15 protein-coding genes are annotated in these 25,307 nt (G+C 64.6%); 11 read left to right on the plus strand and 4 right to left on the minus strand.

Annotation, left to right across the window (positions count from 1 at the left end; all coding sequences use genetic code 11):
* Positions 1-22 precede the first annotated feature (22 nt).
* The 8 genes from DSM100688_RS10445 to ilvC (DSM100688_RS10485) all read left to right on the plus strand — a co-directional run bounded on the left by DSM100688_RS10445 (position 23) and on the right by ilvC (DSM100688_RS10485) (position 11,174).
* Positions 23-1,309: an adenylosuccinate synthase gene (locus tag DSM100688_RS10445; protein ID WP_152359035.1), complete on the plus strand. Its 1,287-nt coding sequence runs from the start codon at positions 23-25 to the stop codon at positions 1,307-1,309.
* A 103-nt stretch (positions 1,310-1,412) separates the two neighbouring features.
* The gene (locus DSM100688_RS10450) at positions 1,413-2,435 is read left to right on the plus strand and encodes a CrcB family protein (RefSeq protein ID WP_239519439.1); all 1,023 of its coding nucleotides are present in this window, start codon (positions 1,413-1,415) and stop codon (positions 2,433-2,435) included.
* Complete coding sequence (locus DSM100688_RS10455) at positions 2,432-2,809, plus strand: fluoride efflux transporter FluC (protein WP_152359036.1); 378 nt, start codon at positions 2,432-2,434, stop codon at positions 2,807-2,809. Before DSM100688_RS10450 ends, DSM100688_RS10455 begins: the two co-directional genes overlap by 4 nt.
* Before the next feature lie 202 nt (positions 2,810-3,011).
* Complete coding sequence (locus DSM100688_RS10460) at positions 3,012-4,184, plus strand: LacI family DNA-binding transcriptional regulator (protein WP_152359037.1); 1,173 nt, start codon at positions 3,012-3,014, stop codon at positions 4,182-4,184.
* 281 nt (positions 4,185-4,465) lie between these two features.
* Positions 4,466-6,247: an MFS transporter gene (locus DSM100688_RS10465; protein ID WP_163146952.1), complete on the plus strand. Its 1,782-nt coding sequence runs from the start codon at positions 4,466-4,468 to the stop codon at positions 6,245-6,247.
* A gap of 500 nt (positions 6,248-6,747) precedes the next feature.
* Entirely contained in the window at positions 6,748-8,112 is a 1,365-nt protein-coding gene (locus DSM100688_RS10475; RefSeq protein WP_152359040.1) for an MFS transporter, read from the plus strand.
* Between the two features lie 411 nt (positions 8,113-8,523).
* Entirely contained in the window at positions 8,524-9,576 is a 1,053-nt protein-coding gene (gene ilvC / locus DSM100688_RS10480; protein ID WP_152359041.1) for a ketol-acid reductoisomerase, read from the plus strand.
* Between the two features lie 545 nt (positions 9,577-10,121).
* Positions 10,122-11,174 (plus strand): ketol-acid reductoisomerase, encoded by a 1,053-nt coding sequence (gene ilvC / locus DSM100688_RS10485; protein WP_100497085.1) that lies wholly within the window; start codon positions 10,122-10,124, stop codon positions 11,172-11,174.
* Between the two features lie 654 nt (positions 11,175-11,828).
* Here the strand turns inward: ilvC (DSM100688_RS10485) and DSM100688_RS10490 are convergent.
* Positions 11,829-12,701, minus strand: coding sequence for a glycerophosphodiester phosphodiesterase (locus DSM100688_RS10490; protein ID WP_152359042.1), 873 nt, complete (start codon positions 12,699-12,701; stop codon positions 11,829-11,831).
* A gap of 257 nt (positions 12,702-12,958) precedes the next feature.
* Here DSM100688_RS10490 and DSM100688_RS10495 point away from each other — a divergent pair, with 257 nt between their 5' ends.
* Positions 12,959-16,933 carry a glycoside hydrolase family 2 TIM barrel-domain containing protein gene (locus DSM100688_RS10495; protein WP_152359043.1) on the plus strand — a complete coding sequence of 1,325 codons (3,975 nt, stop codon included), beginning with the start codon at positions 12,959-12,961 and terminating at the stop codon, positions 16,931-16,933.
* 757 nt (positions 16,934-17,690) lie between these two features.
* Here the strand turns inward: DSM100688_RS10495 and DSM100688_RS10500 are convergent.
* The 3 genes from DSM100688_RS10500 to DSM100688_RS10510 all read right to left on the minus strand — a co-directional run bounded on the left by DSM100688_RS10500 (position 17,691) and on the right by DSM100688_RS10510 (position 22,012).
* Positions 17,691-18,374, minus strand: coding sequence for a hypothetical protein (locus tag DSM100688_RS10500; RefSeq protein ID WP_152359057.1), 684 nt, complete (start codon positions 18,372-18,374; stop codon positions 17,691-17,693).
* 1 nt (position 18,375) lies between these two features.
* Positions 18,376-19,536: an NUDIX hydrolase gene (locus DSM100688_RS10505; protein WP_420837505.1), complete on the minus strand. Its 1,161-nt coding sequence runs from the start codon at positions 19,534-19,536 to the stop codon at positions 18,376-18,378.
* Positions 19,537-19,774: 238 nt separating this feature from the next.
* The gene (locus DSM100688_RS10510; protein ID WP_152359045.1) at positions 19,775-22,012 is read right to left on the minus strand and encodes an RNA degradosome polyphosphate kinase; all 2,238 of its coding nucleotides are present in this window, start codon (positions 22,010-22,012) and stop codon (positions 19,775-19,777) included.
* 1,059 nt (positions 22,013-23,071) lie between these two features.
* On the opposite strand from DSM100688_RS10510, the gene DSM100688_RS10515 reads away from it, so the two are divergent.
* Together DSM100688_RS10515 and DSM100688_RS10520 are read left to right on the plus strand one after the other, a co-directional pair.
* Positions 23,072-24,094 (plus strand): P-loop NTPase, encoded by a 1,023-nt coding sequence (locus DSM100688_RS10515; RefSeq protein WP_163146951.1) that lies wholly within the window; start codon positions 23,072-23,074, stop codon positions 24,092-24,094.
* Positions 24,082-25,278 carry a TadA family conjugal transfer-associated ATPase gene (locus DSM100688_RS10520; protein WP_152359047.1) on the plus strand — a complete coding sequence of 399 codons (1,197 nt, stop codon included), beginning with the start codon at positions 24,082-24,084 and terminating at the stop codon, positions 25,276-25,278. The genes DSM100688_RS10515 and DSM100688_RS10520 overlap by 13 nt, the downstream gene beginning before the upstream one ends.
* The last annotated feature ends 29 nt before the right edge of the window (positions 25,279-25,307 follow it).

Raw genomic sequence — 25,307 nt, forward strand, 5'->3', positions numbered from 1 at the left:
GGCGATGTGGCGGAGGTGTGAAATGCCTGGAATCGTGTTGATCGGCGCTCAGTGGGGCGACGAAGGCAAGGGCAAGGCGACTGATCTGATCGGGACGAAGGTCGATTACGTCGCGCGTTTCAACGGCGGCAACAACGCGGGACACAGCGTGGTCGTCGGCAACGAATCGTATGCGCTGCATCTGCTGCCGTCCGGCATCATCAGCCCGAACGTCACCCCGGTGATCGGCAACGGCGTCGTCGTCGATCCGGAGGTCCTGTTCGAGGAGATCGACGGCCTGCAGTCGCGCGGCGTCGACTGCTCGCGTCTGCTCGTCTCCGAGGCGGCGCACGTCATCGCGCCGTATCATCGCGTGCTCGACAAGGTCACCGAACGCTTCCTCGGCAAGCACAAGATCGGCACCACCGGCCGCGGCATCGGCCCGGCCTACGCCGACAAGATCAACCGCGTCGGTATTCGCGTGCACGACCTGTTCAACGCCGACCACCTGCACGACAAGGTCGAGGCCAGCCTGCACCAGAAGAACCAGATCCTGGTCAAGCTGTACAACCGCCGCGCCATCGACGTCGACCAGACCACCGACGAACTGCTCAAGCTTGGCGAACGCCTGAAGCCGTACGTCGCCAACACCGGCCTGATCCTCAACAAGGCGCTCGACGAGGGCAAGACCGTCCTGTTCGAGGGCGCGCAGGCCACCATGCTCGACGTGGATCACGGCACGTACCCGTTCGTCACGTCCTCCAACCCGACCGCGGGCGGCGCGTGCACCGGCACCGGCGTCGGTCCGACCAAGATCACCCGCGTGATCGGCGTTTCCAAGGCGTACGTGACCCGCGTGGGCGAAGGCCCGTTCCCGACCGAACTGTTCGACGAATCCGGCGACTGGCTGCGTGCGCAGGGTCACGAGTACGGCGTGACCACCGGCCGTCCGCGTCGCTGCGGCTGGTTCGACGCGGTCGTCAACCGTTACGCGAGCCAGGTCAACGGCCTGACCGACATCGTCCTCACCAAGCTCGACGTGCTCACCGGGCTCAAGGAGATCCCGATCTGCGTCGCGTATGACGTGGACGGCGAGCGGTACGACGACATGCCGACCGATCAGGCTGCGTTCGCCGTCGCTAAGCCGATCTATGAGACGATGCCGGGCTGGGATGAGGACATCTCCGCCGTGCACGCGTTCGAGGACCTACCGGCCACCTGCCAGGCGTACGTCAAGCGTCTCGAGGAGCTGTCGAACTGCCGCATCTCCGCGATCGGCACCGGCCCGCAGCGTGACCACATCATCTCCGTCCACTCGCTGATCGACTGACCTGCTGGTTGGCTGATGTGATCGGCCGGTCGCCGTTTGGTCGACCGGCCGATCGCCGTTGTGGGACCGTTCCGCCGCGTTCGTTATAGAGAAGGGATTCGTCATGACCGAGGAAGAACTGCCGTCTCTGGAGATGCCGATACTCAAGCCGGTCATGCCCGGAGCAACGCCGGCGGACGATGATCTGACGATCGCCGATGCTGCGTCGTCGTCTGACGGTGCGACGCATGATGACGTGCCACATGACAGTGCTGATGGTGCCGATCATGTCGTCAGTACTGACAGTACCGACGACACTATGCCGCATGACGGTACCGATGTCGTCACCACCAACAACGCCGCCCCGTCCGCGTCCAGCGACGCGACCGCCGATCCGTCACCGGTCACCACCGAGTTTGCGTCCACCCGCATCAACGCGTCGTCCGGCCGCCCCATTGCGGCCTTCCTCGGCAAGGGACAGCCCGCTCCTCCGCAGATCCCACTGGCCCCGATGAAACGCATGCAGGCGCGGTTCAATCCGCTCGCGGACGGCATGCTGTATCTCGTCGTATTCGTCGGCGGCTTCGTCGGCACCGGCCTGCGCTACGGCCTGAACCTGCTGCTGCCGAATCCGGCCGCGCCGAGCGGGTTCTTCCACGCGTTCCACCCGTCCACGTTCATCGCGAACATGTGCGCGTGCTTCATTTTCGCGGCGCTCAGCGCGTACATGTCGCAGGCGTCGTGGATCCGCAAGCGCGTCCGCGAGCTCACCAGCCGCGGCGTCGGCATGGGTATGTGCGGTGGGTTCTCGACGCTGTCGGCGATGGCGATCGAGGATCTCACGTCGGCGCACAAGGGGCAGATCGCGGGGTTCCTGTTCTATACGCTGGTCAGTTTCGCGTGCGGCCTGATCGTCGCGTGGATCGGCACGAAACTGGCGCTGTCGCTCGCCGCCAAACGGTCGGTGCGGGCGCTGCACGAGCAGATGCGTCGCGGCGACGGCGCGAACGTCGTGCGATCCACGGCACCGGAGGGGGATTACGGGCAGCCGGCCACGACGCTGGTGCCGTCGTTCGAGCCCGATCCCGTGACCGACGAGATCCCGATGGTCGCCGATCCGATACGAGGGGAGGCTCACGAGCAATGACGACGTTCCTTTTGGTGGCCGCATGCGGCGGCCTGGGCGCGGTGACGCGCTTCGTGCTCAACACGTCGATCCAACGGCTGTGGAACAACGCGTTCCCGCTGTCGACGTTCGTGATCAACGTCATCGCCACGTTCTGCGCGGGCATCGCGGCGGCGGCCTACGCATACCAGACCGTCGACCAGCACACGTACCTGCTGTTCGTCACCGGGTTCCTCGGCGGCTTCTCGACGTTCTCGACCGCGATCAACGAAATGGTATCGCTCACGCGCAAGGAACGGTTCGGCATGGCCGCGCTGTACTGCGCGCTGACGATCGTCGTGCCGCTGCTATGCGTCGCCGCCGGGTGGTTCTGCATCGCGGTGACGCAGTCGTGAGCTGAGACGTCAGTTGCGGTCGGTCCGCAGCGGACGTCCGTAATCGTCCGTAATCGTCCGCAGCTGTCCGCAGTCGTCACGACATGGCGAACGACACGATGCACGACACGGCATCCCCGCCGAACCGGTTCGAGTAGAATACATACCAGTCGGTAATTGAGTGGTGGTTGACTCGCAATTCGATGTGGAAAGGCGGTGTGCCATGGTCGGCATGCGTGATGTGGCCAAGAAGGCCGGAGTGTCATTGAGTACGGTGTCGCTGGTGGTGAACGGCACGGGATACGTGTCCGACGACATGCGGGCGCGTGTCACCGAGGCGATGCAATCACTCAACTATATCCCCAACGAACTCGCGCGCAACCTGTACCGCGACCGCACGAACACGATCGGCGTGATCGTGCCGACCATCCGCCATCCGTTCTTCGCGACGTTCACCGCCGCGCTGCAACGCGAGTTCTCCGCGCGTGGCCTGCGCACCATGCTGTGCTCCACGGCCGACTCCGACACCGGCGAATCCGAGTACATCGACATGCTGCAGCGACACATGATGGACGGCATCGTCATGGCCGCGCACACGGCGCACCCGACCGACTACTGGACATCGATCGGGCGGCCGGTTGTCGCGTTCGACCGGTACCTCGGCACGGGGATTCCGTCGGTCGGTTCGGACCACGAGCAGGGCGGGCGGATGCTCGCCGAACTGCTCATCCGCACCGGCGCGCGGCATGTGGTGATGATCGGCGGGCCGCGTTCGCAGTTCCACGACCTGGCCGTCGGCGGCGCGGACACCGTGGGCGCGGGCGTGCGCGACACGACCTTCCCGACCGTGCGGTATTACCTCACGCTCGAACGCGAGCTGAAGGCGGCCGGCGTGCGCTACGATTACGTCGAGGCCGGCGAAGTCGGTGATTTCGAAGGGTATGCGGTTGCCGCGCATCATGTGTTCGACTGGTTCGGCGGCGCGGGCGACGGTCGCGGCGAGGATGCCGTGGACGCGATCGTGAGCTCGGATCTCGGTGCGTCGTATGCGGTGCAGGAGGCGATCCGCTGCGGTGTGCGGATTCCCGACGACGTGCAGATCGTCGCGTACGACGGTACGTATCTGGCGGGGACCGCGGGCGTGCGGCTGACCGCGGTACGGCAGGATTTCGAGGGGTTGGCGGCGGCCGTGGCGGCACGTATGACCGGGCTGATCGCAGGCGGTGCTGGCGGTGCGGCTGGTGCCGTCGGTGCCGGCGATGCCGATCGTGATGCGGCCGGATCGACGGGCGCCGGTGCGTCTGCGGGCAGTGCGGACGGTTCGTCCGGTGCGGCGGGTGCGGGTACCGCTGATCTGCTGCCGCTGACGTTGCGGATCGGCGACTCCACGCGGTGATCTCTTTCCCCAACGGACATCCAGCCGAAAAGCGGGTCCGAATCGGCTGGTTGTCCGTTAGTGGTTTTGCGTGTCCGATAACAATGGGGACGCAGACGAGTGGACGATCTTTGAGGACGTTCCTTTGTGCAATATGCCCCGCCCTCTAACGGACAACCAGCCGATTTAGGTACCGTTTTCGGCTGTATGTCCGTTGAACGGGAGCAGGAATCGTTGAGGGCGGCCGTTACCATAGCTGCGTAGAGAAGAATCATATGCAGAACGGGAGAGGTGGCCGAACTATGACCGACAGTCAGTACAACCAGCAATCCGCAAGCCAATCATCGCAGTCTGCGCAATCGCAGCAATCGCAATCCGCACAGTCACAACAGTCCGCGCAGCAACCGCAGGAACCGCAACAGCCGCCGCAGCCCAAGCCGCTGCCCGGCCAGATCTACATCCGCCCCGGCATCGACGACCGCCCGGACCTCGATAAGGCGCTCACCCCCGAAGACAAGAAGGCCATCGCGCGCCTCGCCGTCCACATCGAACGCGAACAGCCCGACGACTCCGCCGCGCACACCGAAACGCAGGCCGTGCGCATGTCCACCGCCGGATCGCCCGCCGTCGCCACCGCGATCCCGCCCACGCCGATCGCCGACGCATCCTCCGCCTTCCTCGACATGCGCGACCCGATGGTCGCCGCCGACGGCAGCCGGCCCGCCAAGCCGGCGGTCCACCGTCTCACCGTGAGCTTCACGCTCGCCGCACTGCTGCGCACCCTGCCGTGGGCCATGCTCAACATGGTCGCGCTGCCCGCGCTCGTCGACCGCATGTACGGCAACCCGTTCGCCGGAACCGCCCATGCCGGCGCATCGCTGTCGGCCACCGAGGAAGCCTCGCGCATGGCCGGTATCGCGCCGCTGCCGTGGCTCGCGATCGTCGTCGCGGTCGGTTCGATCGTCGGCCTGTTTGCGAACATCGTCGTCGGCGTCCACTCCGATCACACGCGCACGAAGTACGGCCGCCGCACCCCGTGGATTCTGGCCGGCGGTCTGCTCAGCGCGGTGTTCGTCTTGCCGCTCGGCGCGCTTGCCAACGTGGGCGGTCTGCTGTTCTTCTGGCTGCTGCTGCAGATCACGTACGCGATGCTCGCCGCGCCGCTCGCCGCCGCGTTCGGCGAACGCCTGCCCGACAAGTTCCGCGAACGGGCGATGCGTTGGCGCGGCATCGGCCTCATGGTCGGCCAGATGCTCGGCGTGGCGCTCGGCGTGGGCGGCATTGCGATCGACGGCGCCCTGCCGTTCGGCCTGACCGCGCTCGTGTTCGTGCTGGCCGGCGTCGTGCCGGTGCTCGTATGGCCGAAGGAAGGAACGAGCGAGTCGATCGCGGCCGAGAAGTACTCGTCGGAGGCTGCGGTGAAGACGGTGTTGACGCTGCCGGCCGGCGACGAGAACGCCGCCTTCCGTCGCGCGTATATCGCGCGCATCTGCATGATGACCGGCGTGAGTCTGATGACCGTGTTCCAGTGGCTGATCGTGCGGCATTATGTGCTCGCCGCGTGGTACATGGACGCGCGGTCGGCCGTGTCGTCCGCGCCGCTGATCTGGCCGGTGTGCGTGGCGATGCTCATGATCGCACTCGGCACGCTGGTCGGTGCGGCTGTCGCCGCCGGCTGGTCCGGCCGGCTTGGCGAATGGTGCGAGGCGAAGGACGTCGCCACGCGCACCGTCGTGATCGTGGCGTGCGCGGTATACGCCGCGGCGATCCTGTTGCCGCTGGTACTGGGACTGCTGATCGCTCCCGCGGTCGCGAACGTCGGACTGTTTGTGTACGGCGCGGTCGCCGGGGTCGCGTTCGGTCTGTATGACGTGTTCAACCAGGACGTCGTCGCCGCGACGATTCCGGATCCGCGTGACAACGCGCGGTATCTCGCGGTGTTCAACGCGGCGAATACGTGGGGCGTCGTGCTCGCGGCCTGCCTTGGCGTGGTCGCGGTGATGACGTTCGGTTACGTCGCGCTGCTCGTGGTCGCGATCGTCGTCGTGCTGATCGCCGCCGCGCTCGCGCCGAAGGCCGCGTGACGTCGTCCTTGACGGCATCCGGCGCATCCGTGTGATCGGTTGCGTGATGCGCGGTGATCGTGCCAAGGATCACCGCGCGAGGGTCACATAGTGAACATGCGCTGGTTCGCCACGGCGGCCGCTCCTATCGTATGGAGCCAGTCGAGCACACAGCTCGGTGGTAACGTTCGATACCGAAAGGAGGTTCGCCGCGATGACTGGATACACTGCAACCGTTGAGTCCAACGTTCTGTCCGTGAACAACGCTCTGCTGTCCGCACGAATTATTATTCCGTCTTCGTTGGCGGACTGATTCGGCATACAGCTTGAAGCCCCGCCAACGAAGGCAGGGCGCAAGCGAGAAGTCGCGATCTTCGCAAGAAGCCCTGCCTGAACGGCGGGGCTTTTTTGATACGCCCCACAAGGTCACCGGTCAGAATCACAAGCAGCACACGAACGCAATCGCACAGGATGTAACGAACCCCGACAAACAACACAACACAGACCTACAGGAGCATCACATGTCAGCAGTGGAATCCACGACGCGCACCGCCGTGGCGAGCAAGCTGAAATCCGTCGCCCGCGACTCGGTCAAGACCGTCATCGCCGCCTCGATGGTCGGCACGGCTATCGAATTCTACGACTTCTACGCCTACGGCACCGCCGCGGCGAACTACTTCCCGCACATCTTCTTCTCCGACAAGACCAACCCGACCGTCGCCATGCTGGCGAGCTTCCTCACGTTCGCGATCGCGTTCATCGCCCGACCGCTCGGCTCGCTCGTCTTCGGCCACTTTGGTGACCGTCTCGGGCGCAAGGCCACGCTGGTCGTCTCACTGATGACGATGGGCGTCGGCACGTTCCTGATCGGCTGCCTGCCGACCTACAAGACGGCCGGCGTGGGCGCGGTCGCGATGCTGTGCCTGCTGCGATTCGTGCAGGGTGTCGGCCTCGGCGGCGAATGGTCGGGTGCAGCGCTGGTCGCCACCGAGAACGCGCCGGAAGACAAGCGCGCGCTGTACGGCTCGTTCCCGGAGCTGGGCGCGCCGATCGGCTTCTTCCTGTCGAACGGCACGTACTTCGTGCTCGAGTCGTTCAACGATGCCGATGCGATGCTCGCGTGGGGCTGGCGTGTGCCGTTCCTGCTGAGCGCGGTGCTCGTGGTCGTCGGTCTCGTCGTGCGCGTCCAGATGGAGGAGACGCCGATCTTCCGCATGGCCCAGGAGCAGCAGCAGGTCGTCAAGGCCCCGGTCGTGGAGGTGTTCAGGAAGTCGTGGAAGCAGGTGCTGCAGGCGACGTTCCTCGTGGCCGTCACGTACACGCTGTTCTACACGCTCGCCACATGGTCGCTCGCATGGGGTACGAAGACCGGTGCCGAGGGCGGCGGCGATCTCGGATTCACCAATCAGGAGTACCTGCTCATGCTGATGATCGCGATCTGCGTGTTCGCCGTGTTCATCGTGATCTCCTGCGTGAACGCCGACAAGTTCGGCCGTCGTCGCGTGATCGTGACCTCGTCGGTGCTGCTCGTCGTGTTCGCGCTGCTGTTCCCGTTCCTGCTCAACGGCCAGGTCGTCGGCCAGCGCAACTTCTTTGCGAACATGGTGTTCCTGTGCGTCGGCTTCGCGCTCATGGGCACCGCGTTCGGACCGATCGGCGCGTTCCTGCCTGAGCTGTTCGACGCGAATGTGCGTTACTCCGGCTCCGGCATCGGCTACAACCTCGCCGCGATCGTCGGCGCGGCGTTCGTGCCGACCATCGCCACGTGGCTCAGCTCCCACTGGGGCGTGCACTCCGTGGGCCTCTACCTCGGCGTGATGGCCGTCTGCTGCCTCGTCGCGGTGCTCACTTGCAAGGAGACTAAGGACGTTGATTTCACGAAGTGAAATCAACGACTGATTGTCGGCTTCGCGATCGCCTGTCTTGCGATCGCTCACTTCGCCTGCGGAAGCCCACTGCTGAGCCGTTAAAGTGACAGTCCTGTGGACTGTCACTAGGCGAAGTGAGCCGCTTGCGGCGAAGGACGAACGAAGTTCGTCGTCCGCTTGACGGCTCAGCACGGACGTTGATTTCACGAAGTAATCACGTCGTCACATCATCCAAACATTACCAATCAAACCAATCATTCAATATTTGGACGTGATCATCCACGCCAACCCCTACCGGACTAGAACAGTGCGGCAGGAGACGATGACTTTCCTCTACGGGACACAATCCCAACGTCGAAAGCCCTACCAATCTCACCGATTGTCGGGCGACTTACCAACGCCCACAAGCAACATAAAGGAGTGCCTATCATGGCAGCAACTATCTGGTACGAAAAGGACGCCGATCTCTCCGTGTTCGATGGCAAGAAGGTCGCCATCCTCGGTTACGGCTCGCAGGGCCACGCTCACGCGCTGAACCTGCGTGACTCGGGTGTCGACGTGGTCGTCGGCCTGCGTCCTACCTCCAAGTCCGTGGAGTTCGCCAAGGAGCAGGGCCTTGAGGTCAAGCCGGTGCCGGAAGCGGTCGCCGAGGCCGACGTCGTGATGATCCTGCTGCCTGACCAGTACCAGGCCAAGGTCTACAAGGAGGACGTCGAGCCGAACCTGAAGCCGGGTGCCGCGCTGGCCTTCGCCCACGGCTTCAACATCCACTACGGCTACATCAAGCCGTCGGCCGATCACCCGGTGTTCATGGTCGCGCCGAAGGGCCCGGGCCACATCGTGCGTCGTGAGTACGCCGCCGGCCGTGGCGTCCCGGTCGTCGTGGCCGTCGAGCAGGACCCGGATGGCAAGACCTGGCCGCTGTGCCTCGCCTACGCCAAGGCTCTGGGTGCGCTGCGCGCCGGCGCCATCAAGACGACCTTCACCGAGGAGACCGAAACCGATCTGTTCGGCGAGCAGGACGTGCTGATGGGCGGCATCAACCACCTGTGCGACATGGGCTTCGACGTGCTGACCGAGGCCGGCTACCAGCCGGAGATCGCCTACTTCGAGGTGTTCCACGAGCTGAAGATGCTGGTCGACCTCGCCAACGAGGGTGGTCTGAACAAGGCCCGTTGGTCCTGCTCCGACACCGCCCAGTACGGCGACTACACCTCCACGGTCATCACCGAGGAGACCAAGAAGCGCATGGAGTACCAGCTCAAGCGCATTCAGGACGGCTCCTTCGCCAAGGAGTTCATGGACGATCAGGCCGCCGGCGCCCCGAAGTTCAAGAAGCTGCAGGAGGAGTACTCGCACCCGCACCTCGAGACCGTCGGCCCGAAGCTGCGCGCCATGTTCTCCTGGAACAACGGCCCGGCCAAGGATCAGGACGAGGCCGAGTCCTTCAACGGCAAGATCGCGCGTACCCAGGTGCAGTGACTTCTGCCGCTCCGCTGCGTCGCTAGGCGCAGGTAGCCGATAGCAGACGGCTTTTGCAACAGCCGCCGCTCCCGTGTTGTTGGGGGCGGCGGCTGTTTTGCGTTTGCGGTGCGAATCGTCAACGAATCGTCAGAATCGTCAACGAACCGTCAGCGAATCGTCACTATGTGCGCGCAATCGTATGGTCGGCGCGCACTGAGTGATGGTTCGGGGTGCGGAATCATCACTCAGTACGCGCAGGTGAGTCGATTGCGCGCACTGAGTGACGGTGTGCGGCTGCACGACCGTATGATCGGACCGGGACGCGCGTGCGATGTCCACGTTTGGAACGTGACGTGGCTCACGTTGTGGACGATGACCGGATGGCGGCGGGGTTGCCGGTAGGATGGGGAGCAGTTTCGAGGACAAAATCCTCACGCTTGAGACCGCTCGGGTGAACCGCGCCCGAACCCCCAAACGCGCATCACATCATGCGCAACCACACAACACCGTGTGCCGCGCCGCATCCTTGTGGACGACGGCACGCAAGTACAAGGAGTGCTTACATGGCTGCACAAATCTGGTATGACAACGACGCCGATCTCTCCGTGCTCGACGGCAAGAAGGTCGCCATCATCGGCTACGGCTCGCAGGGCCACGCCCACGCGCTGAACCTGCGCGATTCCGGCGTCGACGTGGTCGTCGGCCTGCGCCCGACCTCCAAGTCGGTCGAGTTCGCCAAGGAGCAGGGCCTCGAAGTGAAGTCCGTTCCGGAAGCCGCCGCCGAGGCCGACGTCATCATGATCCTCGCGCCGGACCAGTACCAGCGCACCATCTGGGCCAACGACATCGAGCCCAACATCAAGCCGGGCGCCGCCGTCGCGTTCGCCCACGGCTTCAACATTCACTACGGCTACATCAAGCCGACCGAGGACCACCCGGTGTTCATGGTCGCGCCGAAGGGCCCGGGCCACATCGTGCGTCGTGAGTACGCCGCCGGCCGTGGCGTTCCGGTCGTCGTGGCCGTCGAGCAGGACCCGCGCGGCGACGGCTGGGCGCTGACCCTGGCCTACGCGAAGGCCCTCGGTGCGCTGCGCGCCGGCGCCATCAAGACCACCTTCAAGGAGGAGACCGAGACCGATCTCTTCGGCGAGCAGAACGTCCTCATGGGCGGCGTGAACAAGCTCGTCGAGATGGGCTTCGAGGTCCTCACCGACGCCGGCTACCAGCCGGAAATCGCCTACTTCGAGGTCTGCCACGAGCTCAAGATGCTCGTCGACCTGATGAACGAGGGCGGTCTGAACAAGGCGCGTTGGTCCTGCTCCGACACCGCCCAGTACGGCGACTACACCAACACCGTCATCAACGAGGACTGCCGCAAGCGCATGGAATACCACCTCAAGCGCATTCAGGACGGCTCCTTCGCCAAGGAGTTCATCGACGACCAGGATGCCGGCGCCCCGCACTTCAAGGAGCTGCAGGAGAAGTACTCCAACGAGCGCATCGAGACCGTCGGCCCGAAGCTGCGTGCCATGTTCTCCTGGAACAAGGACGGCGTGAAGGACGCCGACGAGGCCAACTCCTTCACCGGCAAGATCGCCCGCGCCCAGGTGCAGTGAGTCTGTGCGGTGGGTCTGCACAGTGAGTCTGTGCGGTGATCGTCGTGGCGGCGAGTAAGTCGCCGCCGGTCATCCATCCTTAACGGACATACAGCCGATTTCCCGTACGGAATCGGCTGTATGTCCGTTTTTGCATGTGTTTTGTATGCGGTGATTCTTGCTTCAGTCAGTGAAGGCTCTATCTTCAGTCAATGAAGGCGCTATCTTCAACGGACATACAGCCGTTTTCTCCCGTGGGATCGACTGTATGTCCGTTGTTGTGTGTGGGGGGGCTGACGTTGGCGTGTGTGGACTTACGTCGGTTATGCATGGGGATGATTCTTGTTCCGTTAGTGAGGCTTCTTCCCCCCCCCTCCTAACGGACATACAGCCGATTTGCCCACCCGAATCGGCTGTATGTCCGTTAAGGGGGAGAAGCGGATGAGATGGGGATGGCTGGGTGTGCTGAAAAGCAGATGGATGGTCGGTCGCGTGGTCGGTTGGACGACTGACGTCCGGTCAGTCGAGGTTGGATGACCAAGTCCGATCAGCTGCAAGTCAGCCGATCGACGTCCGGCTAATCGCGTGATCCAGTTGCACGATGTCAGTTTCGTGATTCGGTCGGACGATCGATGTCCGGTTAGCCGCGGACCAGCCGCGGGACAGTCGCGTGATTCAGCCGCGCGCCAGCCGGGTTTCGTGGCGTTCGGCGGCACGCAGCGCGATGCCTGCGCTGTCGCTGAGCACGCCGTCGACGCCGAGTCCCAGGCACCGGTTCGCCTGCCGCGCGTCGCCACCGACGCCGGCATAGACCGACAGGTTGTCGCGATGCGCGTGGTCCACGATCTCACGCGTCACCCGATCGCCGCGCATCACCACGAAATCCGCGTCGCGCGTCCATTCGACGGCTGTCCGCCCGGCAGGACTCACGCATTTACCCACGATCCAATCCGGGTGCCGCCGTCGGATCATCGTCACGATTTCGTCGTTCGTGGACATCATCATCACCCGGTCGGCGAAACCGTATCGTTCGATCTGTGCGGCGACCGCATCGGTCAGCCGTCGCGCATGTCGGACGTTCGTTTTGAGATCAAGCAGCAGATCCATGTCGCTCGACGTCCGCTGCGCCACGTCGATAACCTGCGCCAGCGTCGGCACGCGGTACCGTTCGCCGTGCTGGCTCATCACCATGCGCTGCAGTTGCCGTACGGTGAGCGACGACACCGGCACATCGCGCCCGCGCAGGGACAGGCGGCCGGTGCGGCGGTCGTGGAAGACGACCGGCGTGCCGTCGGCGGTGAGCCGCACGTCGATCTCGGCGTAGTCGGCGCCATTGCGGGCCGCGTTGGCGATGGATCGCAATGAGTTCTCCGGGGCGGTGTCGTCGCCGCGATGGGCGATGGCGAGCGGTCGCACGACCCACGTGTGCGGGTCGGCGGGCATCCGGTGCGGCATCGCCGCGACGATCATGCCGAACGCCAGCGCGGTCACGGCCGCCAGTACGACGGCCTGCAGCGCGTACTGCTTCCAGTCGTGATGATTCGTCATCTGCACCTCCCTGCCGAACCGTTCGTATCGGTACCTTCATTATCGGCCGGGCGGGCCGCGCGGGGCATCGTTCTCCGGGTTGATTCCGGGAACAATCGGGGTGGCCGGTCGGGGTGCCGTGCATCGCGAGAGTGCGGCGGCCGGCGTGTGTCACGAGAGCGCGATGGCCGGTGCGCGCGTCGCGAGTGCGCCGGACAACGCATGATGGTAGCGTTATCATCGATACCGTCCAACCAGCCCGAAGGAGCGCCGAACCCATGTTCATCCCACGGTATTACGAAGATCTCGACACCCTGCACGTCGGCACCGAGCCGAACCGCGCCTACTACATCCCCGCCTCGCGCCGCATGGACACGGTCGGCGAGCGACGTGTGAACTCCGACCGGTTCACGCTGCTCAACGGCGACTGGGATTTCAAGTACTACGCCAGCATCTACGATCTCGACGCGGATGTGCGCCGTGCCCGCAAGGCCGGGCTGCCCGCGTTCTGCGACGACGGTTTCGACGGAGTCGGCACGGACGCCGACGCCGAGGTCTGGGAGCATCGCGCGGCGGTCAGCCACGGCCGCGAGGCCGCCGGCTTCACCGCGATCCCGGTGCCGAGCGTCTGGCAGAACCACGGCTTCGACGGCCACCAGTACACGAACGTCAACTACCCGTTCCCGCTCGACCCGCCGTTCGTGCCGCACGACAACCCGTGCGGCGTCTACATCCACGAGTTCGAGCACACGCCGAACCCGGACGCGCCGCGCACCTTCCTTGATTTCGAGGGCGTGGACTCGTGCTTCTACGTGTGGCTCAACGGCACGTTCATCGGCTATTCGCAGGTCTCGCACTCCACCAGCGAGTTCGACGTGACCGACGCACTCGTCGACGGCATGAACATGCTCGCCGTGCTCGTGCTCAAGTGGTGCGACGGCAGCTATCAGGAGGATCAGGACAAGTTCCGCATGTCCGGCATCTTCCGCGACGTGTACCTGCTGGATCGCCCGGAGGACGCGATCCGCGACTATTTCGCGCACACCGCGATCTGGCGCAATGTCGACCCGCGTCTGCTGGACGATCTGACCGACGCCGAATACGACGCGTCGCCGGTCGACCATGCGACCGTGGACGTCGACTTCGCGTTCTTCGACGACGTGGACGTGCCGGTGACCGTGCAGCTGTTCGATGCGGACGGCGAGTTGGTCGCCGAGACGCAGGCCGAGCCGATCGACGGCGTTGCGGATGCCGATGTTGCGAACGATGGCACGGCTGCGAACGATGGCGATGCCGAGTCGGATGACAACGTTGCCGATCCCGCGGACGATGCGGACGGCGAGGCCGAGGACGCGCTGCTCGACGCCGCCGAGGCCGCCGACGAATCCGCCGCCGACGACCTCGAGGAAGGCACGATCGAATCCATCGACGAGATCGCCGACGATACCGAACCGACCGACGCGGAAGCCGCACTGCACCTCGCGATCGCCACCGGCACCGCGTCGCCCACCATCGTCGATACGGACTCCGCCGCCGGCGACAGCGCGTTCCTGCCGACCGCCCACGCGCGGCTCGTCGTCGACGATCCGAAGCTGTGGACCGCCGAAACCCCGTACCTGTACACCATCGTCTACACCACCGCGAACGAGACGATCACCGACCACGTCGGCATCCGCGAGGTCAGCGTCGACGGCAACGTCGTCAAGGTCAACGGCAAGCCGATCAAGATTCACGGCGTCAACCGCCACGACTCCGACCCCGTCACCGGGCCGGTCATCAGCGAGGCGCAGATCATGCGTGACCTGACGCTCATGAAAGAGCACAACGTCAACGCGATCCGCACCAGCCACTACCCGAACGCGCCGCACTTCTACGACCTGTACGACCGGCTCGGCTTCTACGTGATCGGCGAGGCCGACGACGAAAGCCACGGCACCGATCAGGAGATCGCCGAGGACACGAGCTGGGACGCGTCCGCCGCGCGCTGGCCGCGTATGATCGCCGACAACCCGGCCTTCACCGCGCCCACCGTTGACCGCGTGCAGCGCTGCGTCGAACGCGACAAGAACCGTCCGAGCATCATCTTCTGGTCGATGGGCAACGAGTGTGCATACGGTTGCACGTTCGAGGCCGCGCTCGCATGGACGCAGGCGTTCGACCCGAGCCGACTCACGCACTACGAGTCCGCCCGCTATGTGACCGCCGACCGTGAATACGATTTCAGTCATCTCGACGTGCACTCGCGCATGTACCCGTCGATCAAGGACATCGACCAGTACTTCAGCGAGGAAGGCCCGCGCACGCCGGACGGCAAGCGCGACGGCATGTTCGGCGGTGACGATGGCGACAACGGCGTCAAACCGTACTTCCTGTGCGAATTCTGCCACGCGATGGGCAACGGCCCGGGCGACCTCGAGGACTACTTCGACCGCATCCAGCGGTACGACGGACTCGTCGGCGGTTGCATCTGGGAATGGTGCGACCACGCGATCGACCGCGGCACGAGCCCGGCCGGCCGGCGCGAATACGCGTACGGCGGCGATTCGGGCGAATACCCGAACGACGGTAACTTCTGCATGGACGGCCTCGTGTACCCCGACCGCACGCCGCACACCGGCCTGCTCGAATTCAAGAACGTGTACCGGCCGGTGCGCGTCGCCGGATTCGATGCGGCCACCGGCACGGTCACGCTGCACAATTACTACGACTTCCTCAACACCGCCGACGCGGGTCTGTTCCTCGACTTCACGCTCGTGGTCGACGGCCGGCCGGTCGTCAACGCGGCCTGGGAGGAGGACGCGGCCGCGGGCGACGCGTACCGCGCGGAGCACCCCGGCAACTACACGCCGGGCATGCCGGCGATCGAACCGCACGGCGAGACGACGGTGGAACTGCCGACCGCGATCCGTGCGGCGATCGACGAACTGGGCGCGGCCGCCGGCAAGGTGACGCTGCTCGTGCGCACATATCGTCTGACCGACGACGGCGTGCTGCTCGCCGGATTCCCGCTCGGCTTCGACGAGGTCGCGGTGCCGACCGCCGACCCGCGCAACCGGACGGTCGTGGCGTTGCTCGCCGCCGCGCGCGACGATGAGGAGGCTGGCGGTGCCGGTGAGGTCGCTGCCGCTGGCTGCGGGTGCGGATGCGGTGATGGTTGCGGCGACGACTGTGCATGCGCTGCGCCCTCCGACGACGTGCCCGCCGAGGACGCATCCGGCAACGCCTGCGCGGCCGGTTCCGTCATTCCGCCGCTGCTCACGGTCGAAGACGACGACGCCAGCGTCACCATCGAATCGCCGGACTTCCGCTACGTCATCGACAAGCGCACCGGTCTGTTCTCGACGATGACGTTCGCGAACCGGTCGCTACTCGACCGTCCGATGGAACTCAACGTCTGGCGTGCACCGACCGACAACGACCAGTACATCCGCGAAAAGTGGCAGCGTGCGCAGTACGACCGCGCGTACGCCCGTGCATACGATGTCAGTGTGCTTGTGGACGAGGACGACGTGGTCGCGCCGGAGACCGGCGAGGTGTCCGCGGTGGACTTGGTTGACGCGGATACCGCCGCGCAGACCGAGGGCGAGCCGACGTTCGTGGCGTCGTTCGGCGACGGTGCGGATGCGGACGTCGACGTGGTCGCGGTGGCCGGCGACGTGACGGTGCAGGCGCGCATCGGACTGGTCGCACCGATCGTGCAGCGCATCGCCGACATCGACGCGACATGGACGATCCACCCGAACGGCACCGTCGAACTGTCGATGGATGTGACGCGCGACACGGCGTTTCCGTTCCTGCCGCGCTTCGGCCTGCGCCTGTTCGTGCCCAAGTCGATGCGCGACGTGGCCTACTGCGGTCTCGGTCCGGTCGAAAGCTACGTCGACAAGCATCGCGCCAGCTGGCACGGCGTGTTCTCCGGCACGCCGGAATCGCTGTTCGAGCCGTACATCAAGCCGCAGGAGAACGGCAACCACCACGACTGCGACTGGGCGTCCGTGTCCGGTGACGGCGTGGAGCTGACGGTGTTCGGCGAGCGGACGTTCGACTTCCAGACGCTGCCGTACACGGCCGAGGAGCTGACGCGCAAGGCGCATAACAGCGAGCTGGAGCGTGCGGATTCGACCGTGGTGTGCGTGGACTACATGCAGTCCGGCATCGGTTCGAACAGCTGCGGACCGGCGCTGGCGGAGGAGTACCGCCTCGACGAGGCCGAGTTCACGTTCGCCGTGGCGTTGCGTCCCGCCGTCGCGTAGCGTCGTCTTTCTCTAACGGACATACAGCCGATTTCGCCACCGGAATCGGCTGTATTCCGTTTTTTGCTGGGCGGAGTTGTTAGGGGCTGGGTGGAGTGTGCTTGTGCGAGTTCCTCAGACGCGGGGCGTCCGGCCTCCCCCTTAGCGGACATACAGTCGATTCCGTAGGGTCAATCGACTGTATGTCCGTTGAGGGACAGGACTGGAAGGGGACGGCGAGGATGTTGTTGTGTTTTTACGTTCCTCTTAGGAATGTCACTCCCCTTCAACGGACATACAGTCGATTCCGACGGTGAAATCGGCTGTATGTCCGTTGAAGGGGAGTGTGCATAGGGGCGCACAGTATGACACAAGTGGTCAGAAGATACATAAGCAAGCGATGAAGCGTCGAACCGTGAAAGCGCCTGTCGGCGCAAAGGCCGCTCGCAGCGGCAAAAAATGGAGCCCGGGGCTATGCACGGCCCGACGCGAATACTCAGTATAGCGGGTGCCAGGGCGATGAGCATCCGCGTGTTGTTCCCTCCGATCGGAATCAACCAGGATCAGCTTTCTTCAAACTGAGAGGCAAATTTCCGAGATTGCCGGGGTCTTTCTCCAAACTGAGAGGCAGACACAGGAGTCATATCACATGATATACCCCCGAAAAGTACTGTGAGTCGCGTCTGACGTGATGGCGGCTGCCTCTCAGTTTGCGGAAAGACCCATGCGCATCACGGAATCTGCCTCTCAGTTTCAAGAAAGGCACATGACTAGGTTGCTATTCCAGCTTGCCACGGCGCCACAGATTCGCGCCGTGCCGGAAATCACGCGACGTGACCATCAGGTTCCCCGACGTGTGCAGCAGCCGCGCGGCCTTGTCCCGCTGCCCGCCGCCGCTCAGATGTTTCGCCTCGACGCGCAGTCCCAGCGCCACCACATCGGTGAACGCGGCCGCCCGCTCCAGCGCCACGGCGAAATCGCCCACGAACGCGCCAGCCAGAATCGAATCCGCCGTCCGTGCGATGTCCGCCTCGGTCGGCGCATCATCCACGCCCGCGATCGCCGACGCCGCCGTCGCCACTGGCTCGCCGACCCGCCACAGCCGCGCGATCGATGCGTCATGCCGCCGCATCCACGTGCGCAACACATACAGCCGCCACAGAATCCCCGGCAGCGAATCCGGTTCCGCATGGCTCCACAGTTCCGCGATCAGATCGATGCCTTCGTGATCGACCAATGTCAGCACGCGCGCGACGACCTCGGGATCGGCCGTATGATGCACCCGGTCAAGCAGTGCGGCCGCCGACGTGTGGCTGATCTCGCTGATCACGCTCGGATCGGCGCCGCCCGCGATCCCGGCGACGATGGCGGGATCGAGCTGTCCCGGACGATTCGGGCGCGGTGAGCCGGTCGGCGTGAACGCGGTGCGGCTCGCGACGACCGAGCCGGATCCATGATGCAAGCTAGTAGACAAGTGGCGAAACCTTCTGAATATCGATGATGCGCGGATGTTCAGGCGAACCTGCAACGCACAAGGTTACCGCGGTGGCGGTGGGCATGTACGGCGATTTCGCGATGAGCCGCTTCGTCAGGGACTTCGACGCGCACAGTTCGCGCAGATGGTCGAAGATGCCGCCGATCACCGGCCGATGCATGCAGATCGCCACGCCTTCGCGATGCTCCAGCGCGTAGCTGATCTCCTCGCGGAAGCAGTCCCATGCGCGTTCGTTGTTCTCCGCGAAAGCGTCCTCGGTGAGCGCGTCCAGATGGTTCATCGGCCGGTTCGTTTGCCATGAGAACACGTGCAGCGTCTCCTGGCAGCGCATCCACGGCGACGTGCTGAGCCGCGTCGGATTGTAGCAGGCGATTTCGCGGTTGAGCGCGTATGCGGCGGCGGCCCCGCGCGGCGTGATCGGCCGGTTCTCGTCGGTGCCGTTCCATGTCTTGCGCGCCTCGGCCTTGGCGTGTCGCACGATGATCACATTCTGTGCGTCCGCCGCGCCTTCCTGCAGCCGGTCGACGAACAGCGCGAGCACGTCCTTGTCGGTCGAATGCGACAGGATCTTGCGTGCTTCGGTGATCGACACCCACAGGATGTCGTCGATCTCGCCGATATCGGCGCGGTGCACCGGTCCGAACGCGTCGATGAGCTGCTCGGCCTCGACGGCGTCGATCGGGCGGGCCATCCAGTACAGGATGTGCTTCGTGTCGACCGTGCGATCCTTGGAATGGCGGTTCTTGCTGCCTTCCTCGGCCAGCGGGTATTCGATCTCGCCGAGATACGGTCCGAGTTCGACGGAGATGCCGGTCTCCTCGCTGATTTCGCGCACGGCGGCGTGGCGGTGAGATTCGTTGAGCTCGAGTTTGCCTTTCGGCCAGCTCCAATCGTCGTATTTCGGCCGGTGGACGATGCAGACCTCGATACGGTCGGTGATGTCGGTTGGGGTTGGGGTGTGGTCGAGTGCGGCTGCATTCGCCGTTGCGTCGGCCGTCGCGTCCGCGGTCGTGTTGATCGAACCGTCAATCGGACCGGCGTTACCGGAACCGCTGGGAATGTCAGGAATATCGGACGGCTGGTCGGCGTCGGACATCATGCGATAGAGAATGCCTCCGGCCGCTTCCACGATGCGTCTCACTTTGCCCATCCTCCCATTGTATTGCAGTTGCAACTGCTACGTAGTCGTCCCCGAAACGACGATGGCCGACCCCACAATGGGATCGGCCATCGAATATCGAATTGTTAGCGTGAACAATCCTATCACGTGCGCGACGTGACGGTGTCGGTCGCGACGACGTCACGTCGCCGCGATACGCACTTCGTCTTCGTCACGTCACACACGCCGTGTCGAAAACGCACCGCCGTCAGTTGTTCGTGCGCGGGCGACGCGTGTGCCGCTTGATGAGCAGCTCCTGGCTGTCGGTCAGCAGGCTGCCATCGTCGGCGTGGCTGACGTGCACGTACGTGCCGTCCGGCTGCATGTGCCACGACGCGATCGTGTCGGACATCTGCAGGTCGACGTACTTGATGAGCTCGTCCACCTGCTCCGGGGCGGTGATGCGCACGAGCGCCTCGACGCGGCGGTCGAGGTTGCGGTGCATCAGATCGGCCGAGCCGATCCACACCTCCGGGCCGGACATCGGGCCTTCGCCGATCTGCGGGCCGTCCGAGTTGCAGAACGCGTAGATGCGGCTGTGCTCGAGGAAACGGCCGAGGATCGAACGCACGCGGATGTTGTCGCTCAGTCCCGGAACGCCCGGCTTGAGCGCGCAGATGCCGCGCTCGACGATGTCGATCTTCACGCCGGCCTGGCTGGCGCGGTACAGCGCGTCGATGGTCTTCTCGTCGACGATTGAGTTGACCTTGATCTTGATCCACGCTTCCTTACCGGCGCGGGCGGCGTCCTCCTCGCGGCGGATGCGCTGGATGAGGCCGGAGCGGATCGTGCGCGGCGCGACGAGCAGACGGTGGAAGCTGGACTTCGGCGCGTAGCCGGACAGCTGGTTGAACAGGCGGGTCAGATCCTGGCCGACGACCGGATCGCAGGTCAGCAGACCCAGATCGGTGTAGATGCGCGCGGTCTTCGGGTTGTAGTTGCCCGTGCCCACGTGGCAGTAGCGCTTGAGGCCGTCCTGCTCCTGGCGCACGACGAGGCTCAGCTTGCAGTGCGTCTTCAGGCCGACGATGCCGTACACCACGTGCACGCCCGCGCGTTCGAGCTTGCGCGCCCACATGATGTTCGCGTCCTCATCGAAGCGGGCCTTGATCTCGACCAGCGCGAGGACCTGCTTGCCGGCGTGCGCGGCGTCGACCAGCGCGTCGATGATCGGCGAGTTCGAGCTGGTGCGGTACAGCGTCTGCTTGATGGCTAGAACCTTAGGATCCGCAGCAGCCTGTGCCAGAAAGGCCTGCACAGACGTCGAAAACGAGTCGTACGGGTGGTGCAGCAGGATGTCGCGCTCGCGGATGGCGGCGAAGATGTCCTGCGCGCGGCTCGACTCGACCTCGGCGATCTGGCGGTTCGTGGTCGGGATGAACGGCGGGTACTTGAGATCCGGGCGATCGATGCCCTGCAGCTCGAACAGGACGGTCATGTCGAGCGGCGACGGCAGGCGGTACACCTCGTCCGCGCTCACGCCGAGCTGGTCGGCGAGCAGCTGGGAGAGGAACGGGCTGGTCGCGTCGGAGATCTCGAGGCGGATCGGCGGTCCGAAGCGGCGGCGCAGCAGCTCCTTCTCCATCGCGTTGAGCAGATTCTCGGCGTCATCTTCCTCGACGTCGATGTCCTCGTTGCGGGTGACGCGGAACGAGCGCGCCTCCTTGATGATCATGCCCGGGAACAGGGATTCCAGATGGGCGATGATGAGGTTCTCCATCGTGATGAAGCCGTAGCGCACCTCGGCGGAATCGTCCTCGGTCATGTCGTCGACCGGGACGAGACGGTTGAGGTTGCCCGGGATCTTCACGCGGGCGAAGTGCGACTTGCCGGAGGTCGGGTTCTCGACGAGCACTGCGAGGTTGATCGAGTTGCCCGAGATGTACGGGAACGGGTGGGCCGGGTCGACGGCGAGCGGCGTGAGGACGGGGAAGACCTGCTGACGGTAGTAGCGGGACAGGCGCTCCTGCTCGGTGGCGGTGAGCTTGTCCCAGCTCAGCAGCACGATGCGCTCTTTGGCGAGCTCCGGCAGGATGTGGTTGATCACGTAGTGCGCGTGCTCGTCCTGTAGGCGGTGGGCCTGGTCGCTGATCGCGCGCAGCTGCTGGCGCGGACTCAGGCCGCTGGCCGACGGGACGGCGATGCCCGAGTCGATGCGGCGCTTGAGTCCGGCGACTCGGACCATGAAGAACTCATCGAGGTTGGAGGCGAAGATCGCGGCGAAGTTGGCGCGTTCGAGGATCGGCTGGTCCTCGTCCTCGGCGAGCTCGAGGACGCGCTTGTTGAACTTGAGCCAGCTCAGTTCACGGTCGAAGAAGCGGTCCGGCGGCAACGGCTGCTCGTCGGGACGCGTCTCACGGCGGTCATTCTTGTCCGTTTCGGCGATGTGTTCCGCGATCTGGCTGCGGAGAATCGCCTTTGAGGGTGCGTCAAATATCTGTGCCATACTGCCCTACTTTATGCGCTGGAATGTGCGCAACGCGAGAAAACGTCTCATAATTCAACGGGCGTTCACGTTTGTCGGCGGTCGGGCGGATCGCGGGTGCGGCTGGGCTGGCGGCTGACTCGTGCGTGGCGGAAAACGCTCGCTAAGCGCGGCGTCAGCGAGCGTTTTCCGCCACGCACGAGAGGCTGCGCGACACGCCGCGCGGACGTGCGAAACGCACAATGTGGAACAGATAACCGGTTCGATGCGCGCATGGTCGCACATTTGTTTTGCGTCGTGGTGTGCGATCGACCAGTTCGGCAAAAAAGCGCACATGACCGGTGCTCGAATTGCGCGTGATGCGGGCCGCGACTAGATTATGGAAGTACCAAAACAACTGAACAGAGCAGAGCCCACAATGAGTGTATGGTCACGAAAGACTGTTACGTTGAACGGGCATTGGAAAGACTTACCGTTACGACGATGATGTTGTGCAGAGATTCTGCTCCAGCTGCTTTTGGGGAAAAGGCCCGCTTCGGCGGGCCTTTTCGTTTGTACGGGGTTGGGTTTGTTGCGACCTGTTTGTTGCGACCGGTATGCGTTTGTAAGGGCTGTCCTGTTTTACTGTCGCGTGGTCACTTCCTTTGCTGTCTCCCCCTAACCTTTAACGGACATGCTTAATCCTTAACGGACATACAGCCGATTTGGGTGGGTGAATCGGCTGTATGTCCGTTGAGAAGTTATGTACCAGTTAAGAAGTGGTGCGTCCATTAAGGAATTAAGCAGAGCTTGTTTGTGCTTTGTTTCCGCAAGCTATTTCTTCTTCCTCCCTTCCCCCTTGACAGACACCCTTCAACGGACATACAGCCGATTTGGGTGGGTGAATCGGCTGTATGTCCGTTGAAGGGAGTTGTGGCATGCGCCGCTGAGCCGCGCAATGACAACGATCGTATGATTCCACGTGCGATCCGTCCACAATCGATGTGGATAACACGCCGGCCTGTGGATAACCTGGCGACCTTTCGACCACATCATTCGTTTCGCCAACGTCCATCGATCACACTGCGATTGAATCGGAGCATGAACATCACCTATCACACTGATCGCACGTCGTCGCAGCAGACGGCACCGCCGCAGTCTCCCGCGCGTCAGTCATCCTTGACGTGGCAGCAGTCCCAGTCGTCCCCGTCGATCCGATCATCGCAACGGCAATCCGCATACCTGCCGGTCGTCCAGCCACAGCGTGCACCAATCCAACCGGCACACCCGCAGCAGCCGATGCCGACCACGTGCGGCAACATCATCACCTGCACCTCGCCCAGTGGCGGCGTAGGGCTCAGCGTCGTCGCGGCCATGCTCGCCCGTGCGCTGCATGCGCGCCACGAATCCGTCGCGCTGATCGACGCGGATTTTGTCGGTGGTGGGCTCGACGTGCTGCTGGGCATGGAAAACGATCCGGGCACGAGGTTCGAGACGATCGACGCGCCGCTCGGTCGTGTGGAAGGCGATGCGCTGAACCATGAGCTGCCGAGTTGGGACGGTGTGCGGCTGCTGGCGTTCGATTCGTGGAACGGTCCGCCTCCTGACTGGTGGCAGGCGCAGGCGACCATTCGTGCGTTGGCCGACGCAAACCACGTCGCTATCGTCGATGCCGGGCGGGGCGCAATCGTCGCGGAAGTCGATGAGTTGGCGTGCAATGCGCATCTGGTCGTGGTGGAGCTGTCCGTGCTTGGGTTGGCCCGCGCCAGAACGCATCTGGACGCGTTGCGGCACCGACGGGATGACGTGGGCGCGGCGGGCGGCGGTATCGGTTCTGGCGCTGGTGGAGGTGCGGTTGCGGGGGCTGACGGCCGCGCGGATGTGCTGGTGGTCGGTGCGTGGCCGCGTGGCGCGGAGCGGCGGCGTGGTGCGGTGTCGCCGGATGAGGCGGCCGACTATCTCGGATGCGACGTTGCCGGTCCGCTCGCCGACGATCCGAAACTGCGCACCGACGTGCTGACCGGGCTGGGCATCCAGTCGGTCGGCTCCACGAACCGGCGGGCGGTCGATGCGATGGTCCGATGGGCTGACGGATTGCTGGGCGGTGCGCCATGCGATCCGTGACCGCCGGCGGATCGGCGACTCCGTTGATGCTGGGACCACTGGCGGGGCTTGCGATCGATCCTGCGGTGACGGATGTGACCGTGACTGGTGATGGTCGCGTATGGGTGGACCGTGGCCATGGCATGGAGGAATGCCGTCTGCCGGTGCCGTTCCGCTCGGCGGGCATGGTGCGCGATTACGCGATGCAGTTGTGCGCGCAGCTTGGCCGCCGTTTGGACGACGCCTGCCCGATCGCCGATGCCTGTTCCGTGGACGGCGTGCGCGTGCATGCGGTGATCGCGCCGCTGGTGCCGCAGGGTGCCGCCTTGTCGATTCGGTTTCCCGCACGTTCGCCGCCCAGCTTGGAGGCGTTGTGCGCGGCTGGTTTCCTGCCGGCCGTTTGGTTGCCGCTGATGCGTGCGCTGGTCGACCGACGCGCGACGGTGCTGGTCACCGGCGGCACCGGGGCCGGCAAAACCACGCTGCTTAAGGCGATGCTGGTGCGTTGCCCTCCTGAGGAACGTATCGTCGCCGTGGAGGAGGTACGCGAGCTGGGCGATATCGGCGGTGGAAATCGCGTGTCGCTGGTCACGCGCGAGGCGAACGTCGAAGGCGCCGGCGCCGTGGGGCTGCCGGAGCTGGTCAAGGCCACGTTGCGCATGCGTCCCGATCGTGTGGTGTTGGGCGAATGCCGGGGCGAGGAGATCGCCGATCTGCTGCGTGCGTTCAATTCCGGGCATCGTGGCGGCATGGTGACGCTGCACGCGGATGATGTCGCGCGTGTGCCATCGCGTTTGGCGTCGTTGGGATTGCTTGCCGGATTGCCGGTGGAGGCGACCGCGATGCTGGCTCGGCATGCCTTTGACGTGGTGCTTCACGTGGAACGTGACGCCGCCGGGCGGCGGCATATCGCGCAGATTGGATGGCTGACGGACGGTGTGTCAGGAGGTGCGTCGTGCGGAACGTCAGGCAGTGCGCGCGGGAGCGTGGGCGCGTGTGACGGTGCGGTTTGCGTGCGGGGCGATGGGGGTGCCGAGCGCGTCGAGTACGTCGATCATGTCGATGACGGCATGACCGGGCGGCATGCCGATGATCATGGCGGTGTGGCGGGGCTGACCGGTCGGGTGATCGCCGTGTGGGACGGCATCGGCGTGCCGATGATCGGCCCGTTGTGGCGGCCATTTGCGGCGCGATGGCTGGAATGACCGGCGGCCGGCTGCGGTTGCGCGGACGG

This window comes from Bifidobacterium ramosum, from assembly GCF_009299505.1.
Taxonomy (GTDB): domain Bacteria; phylum Actinomycetota; class Actinomycetes; order Actinomycetales; family Bifidobacteriaceae; genus Bifidobacterium; species Bifidobacterium ramosum.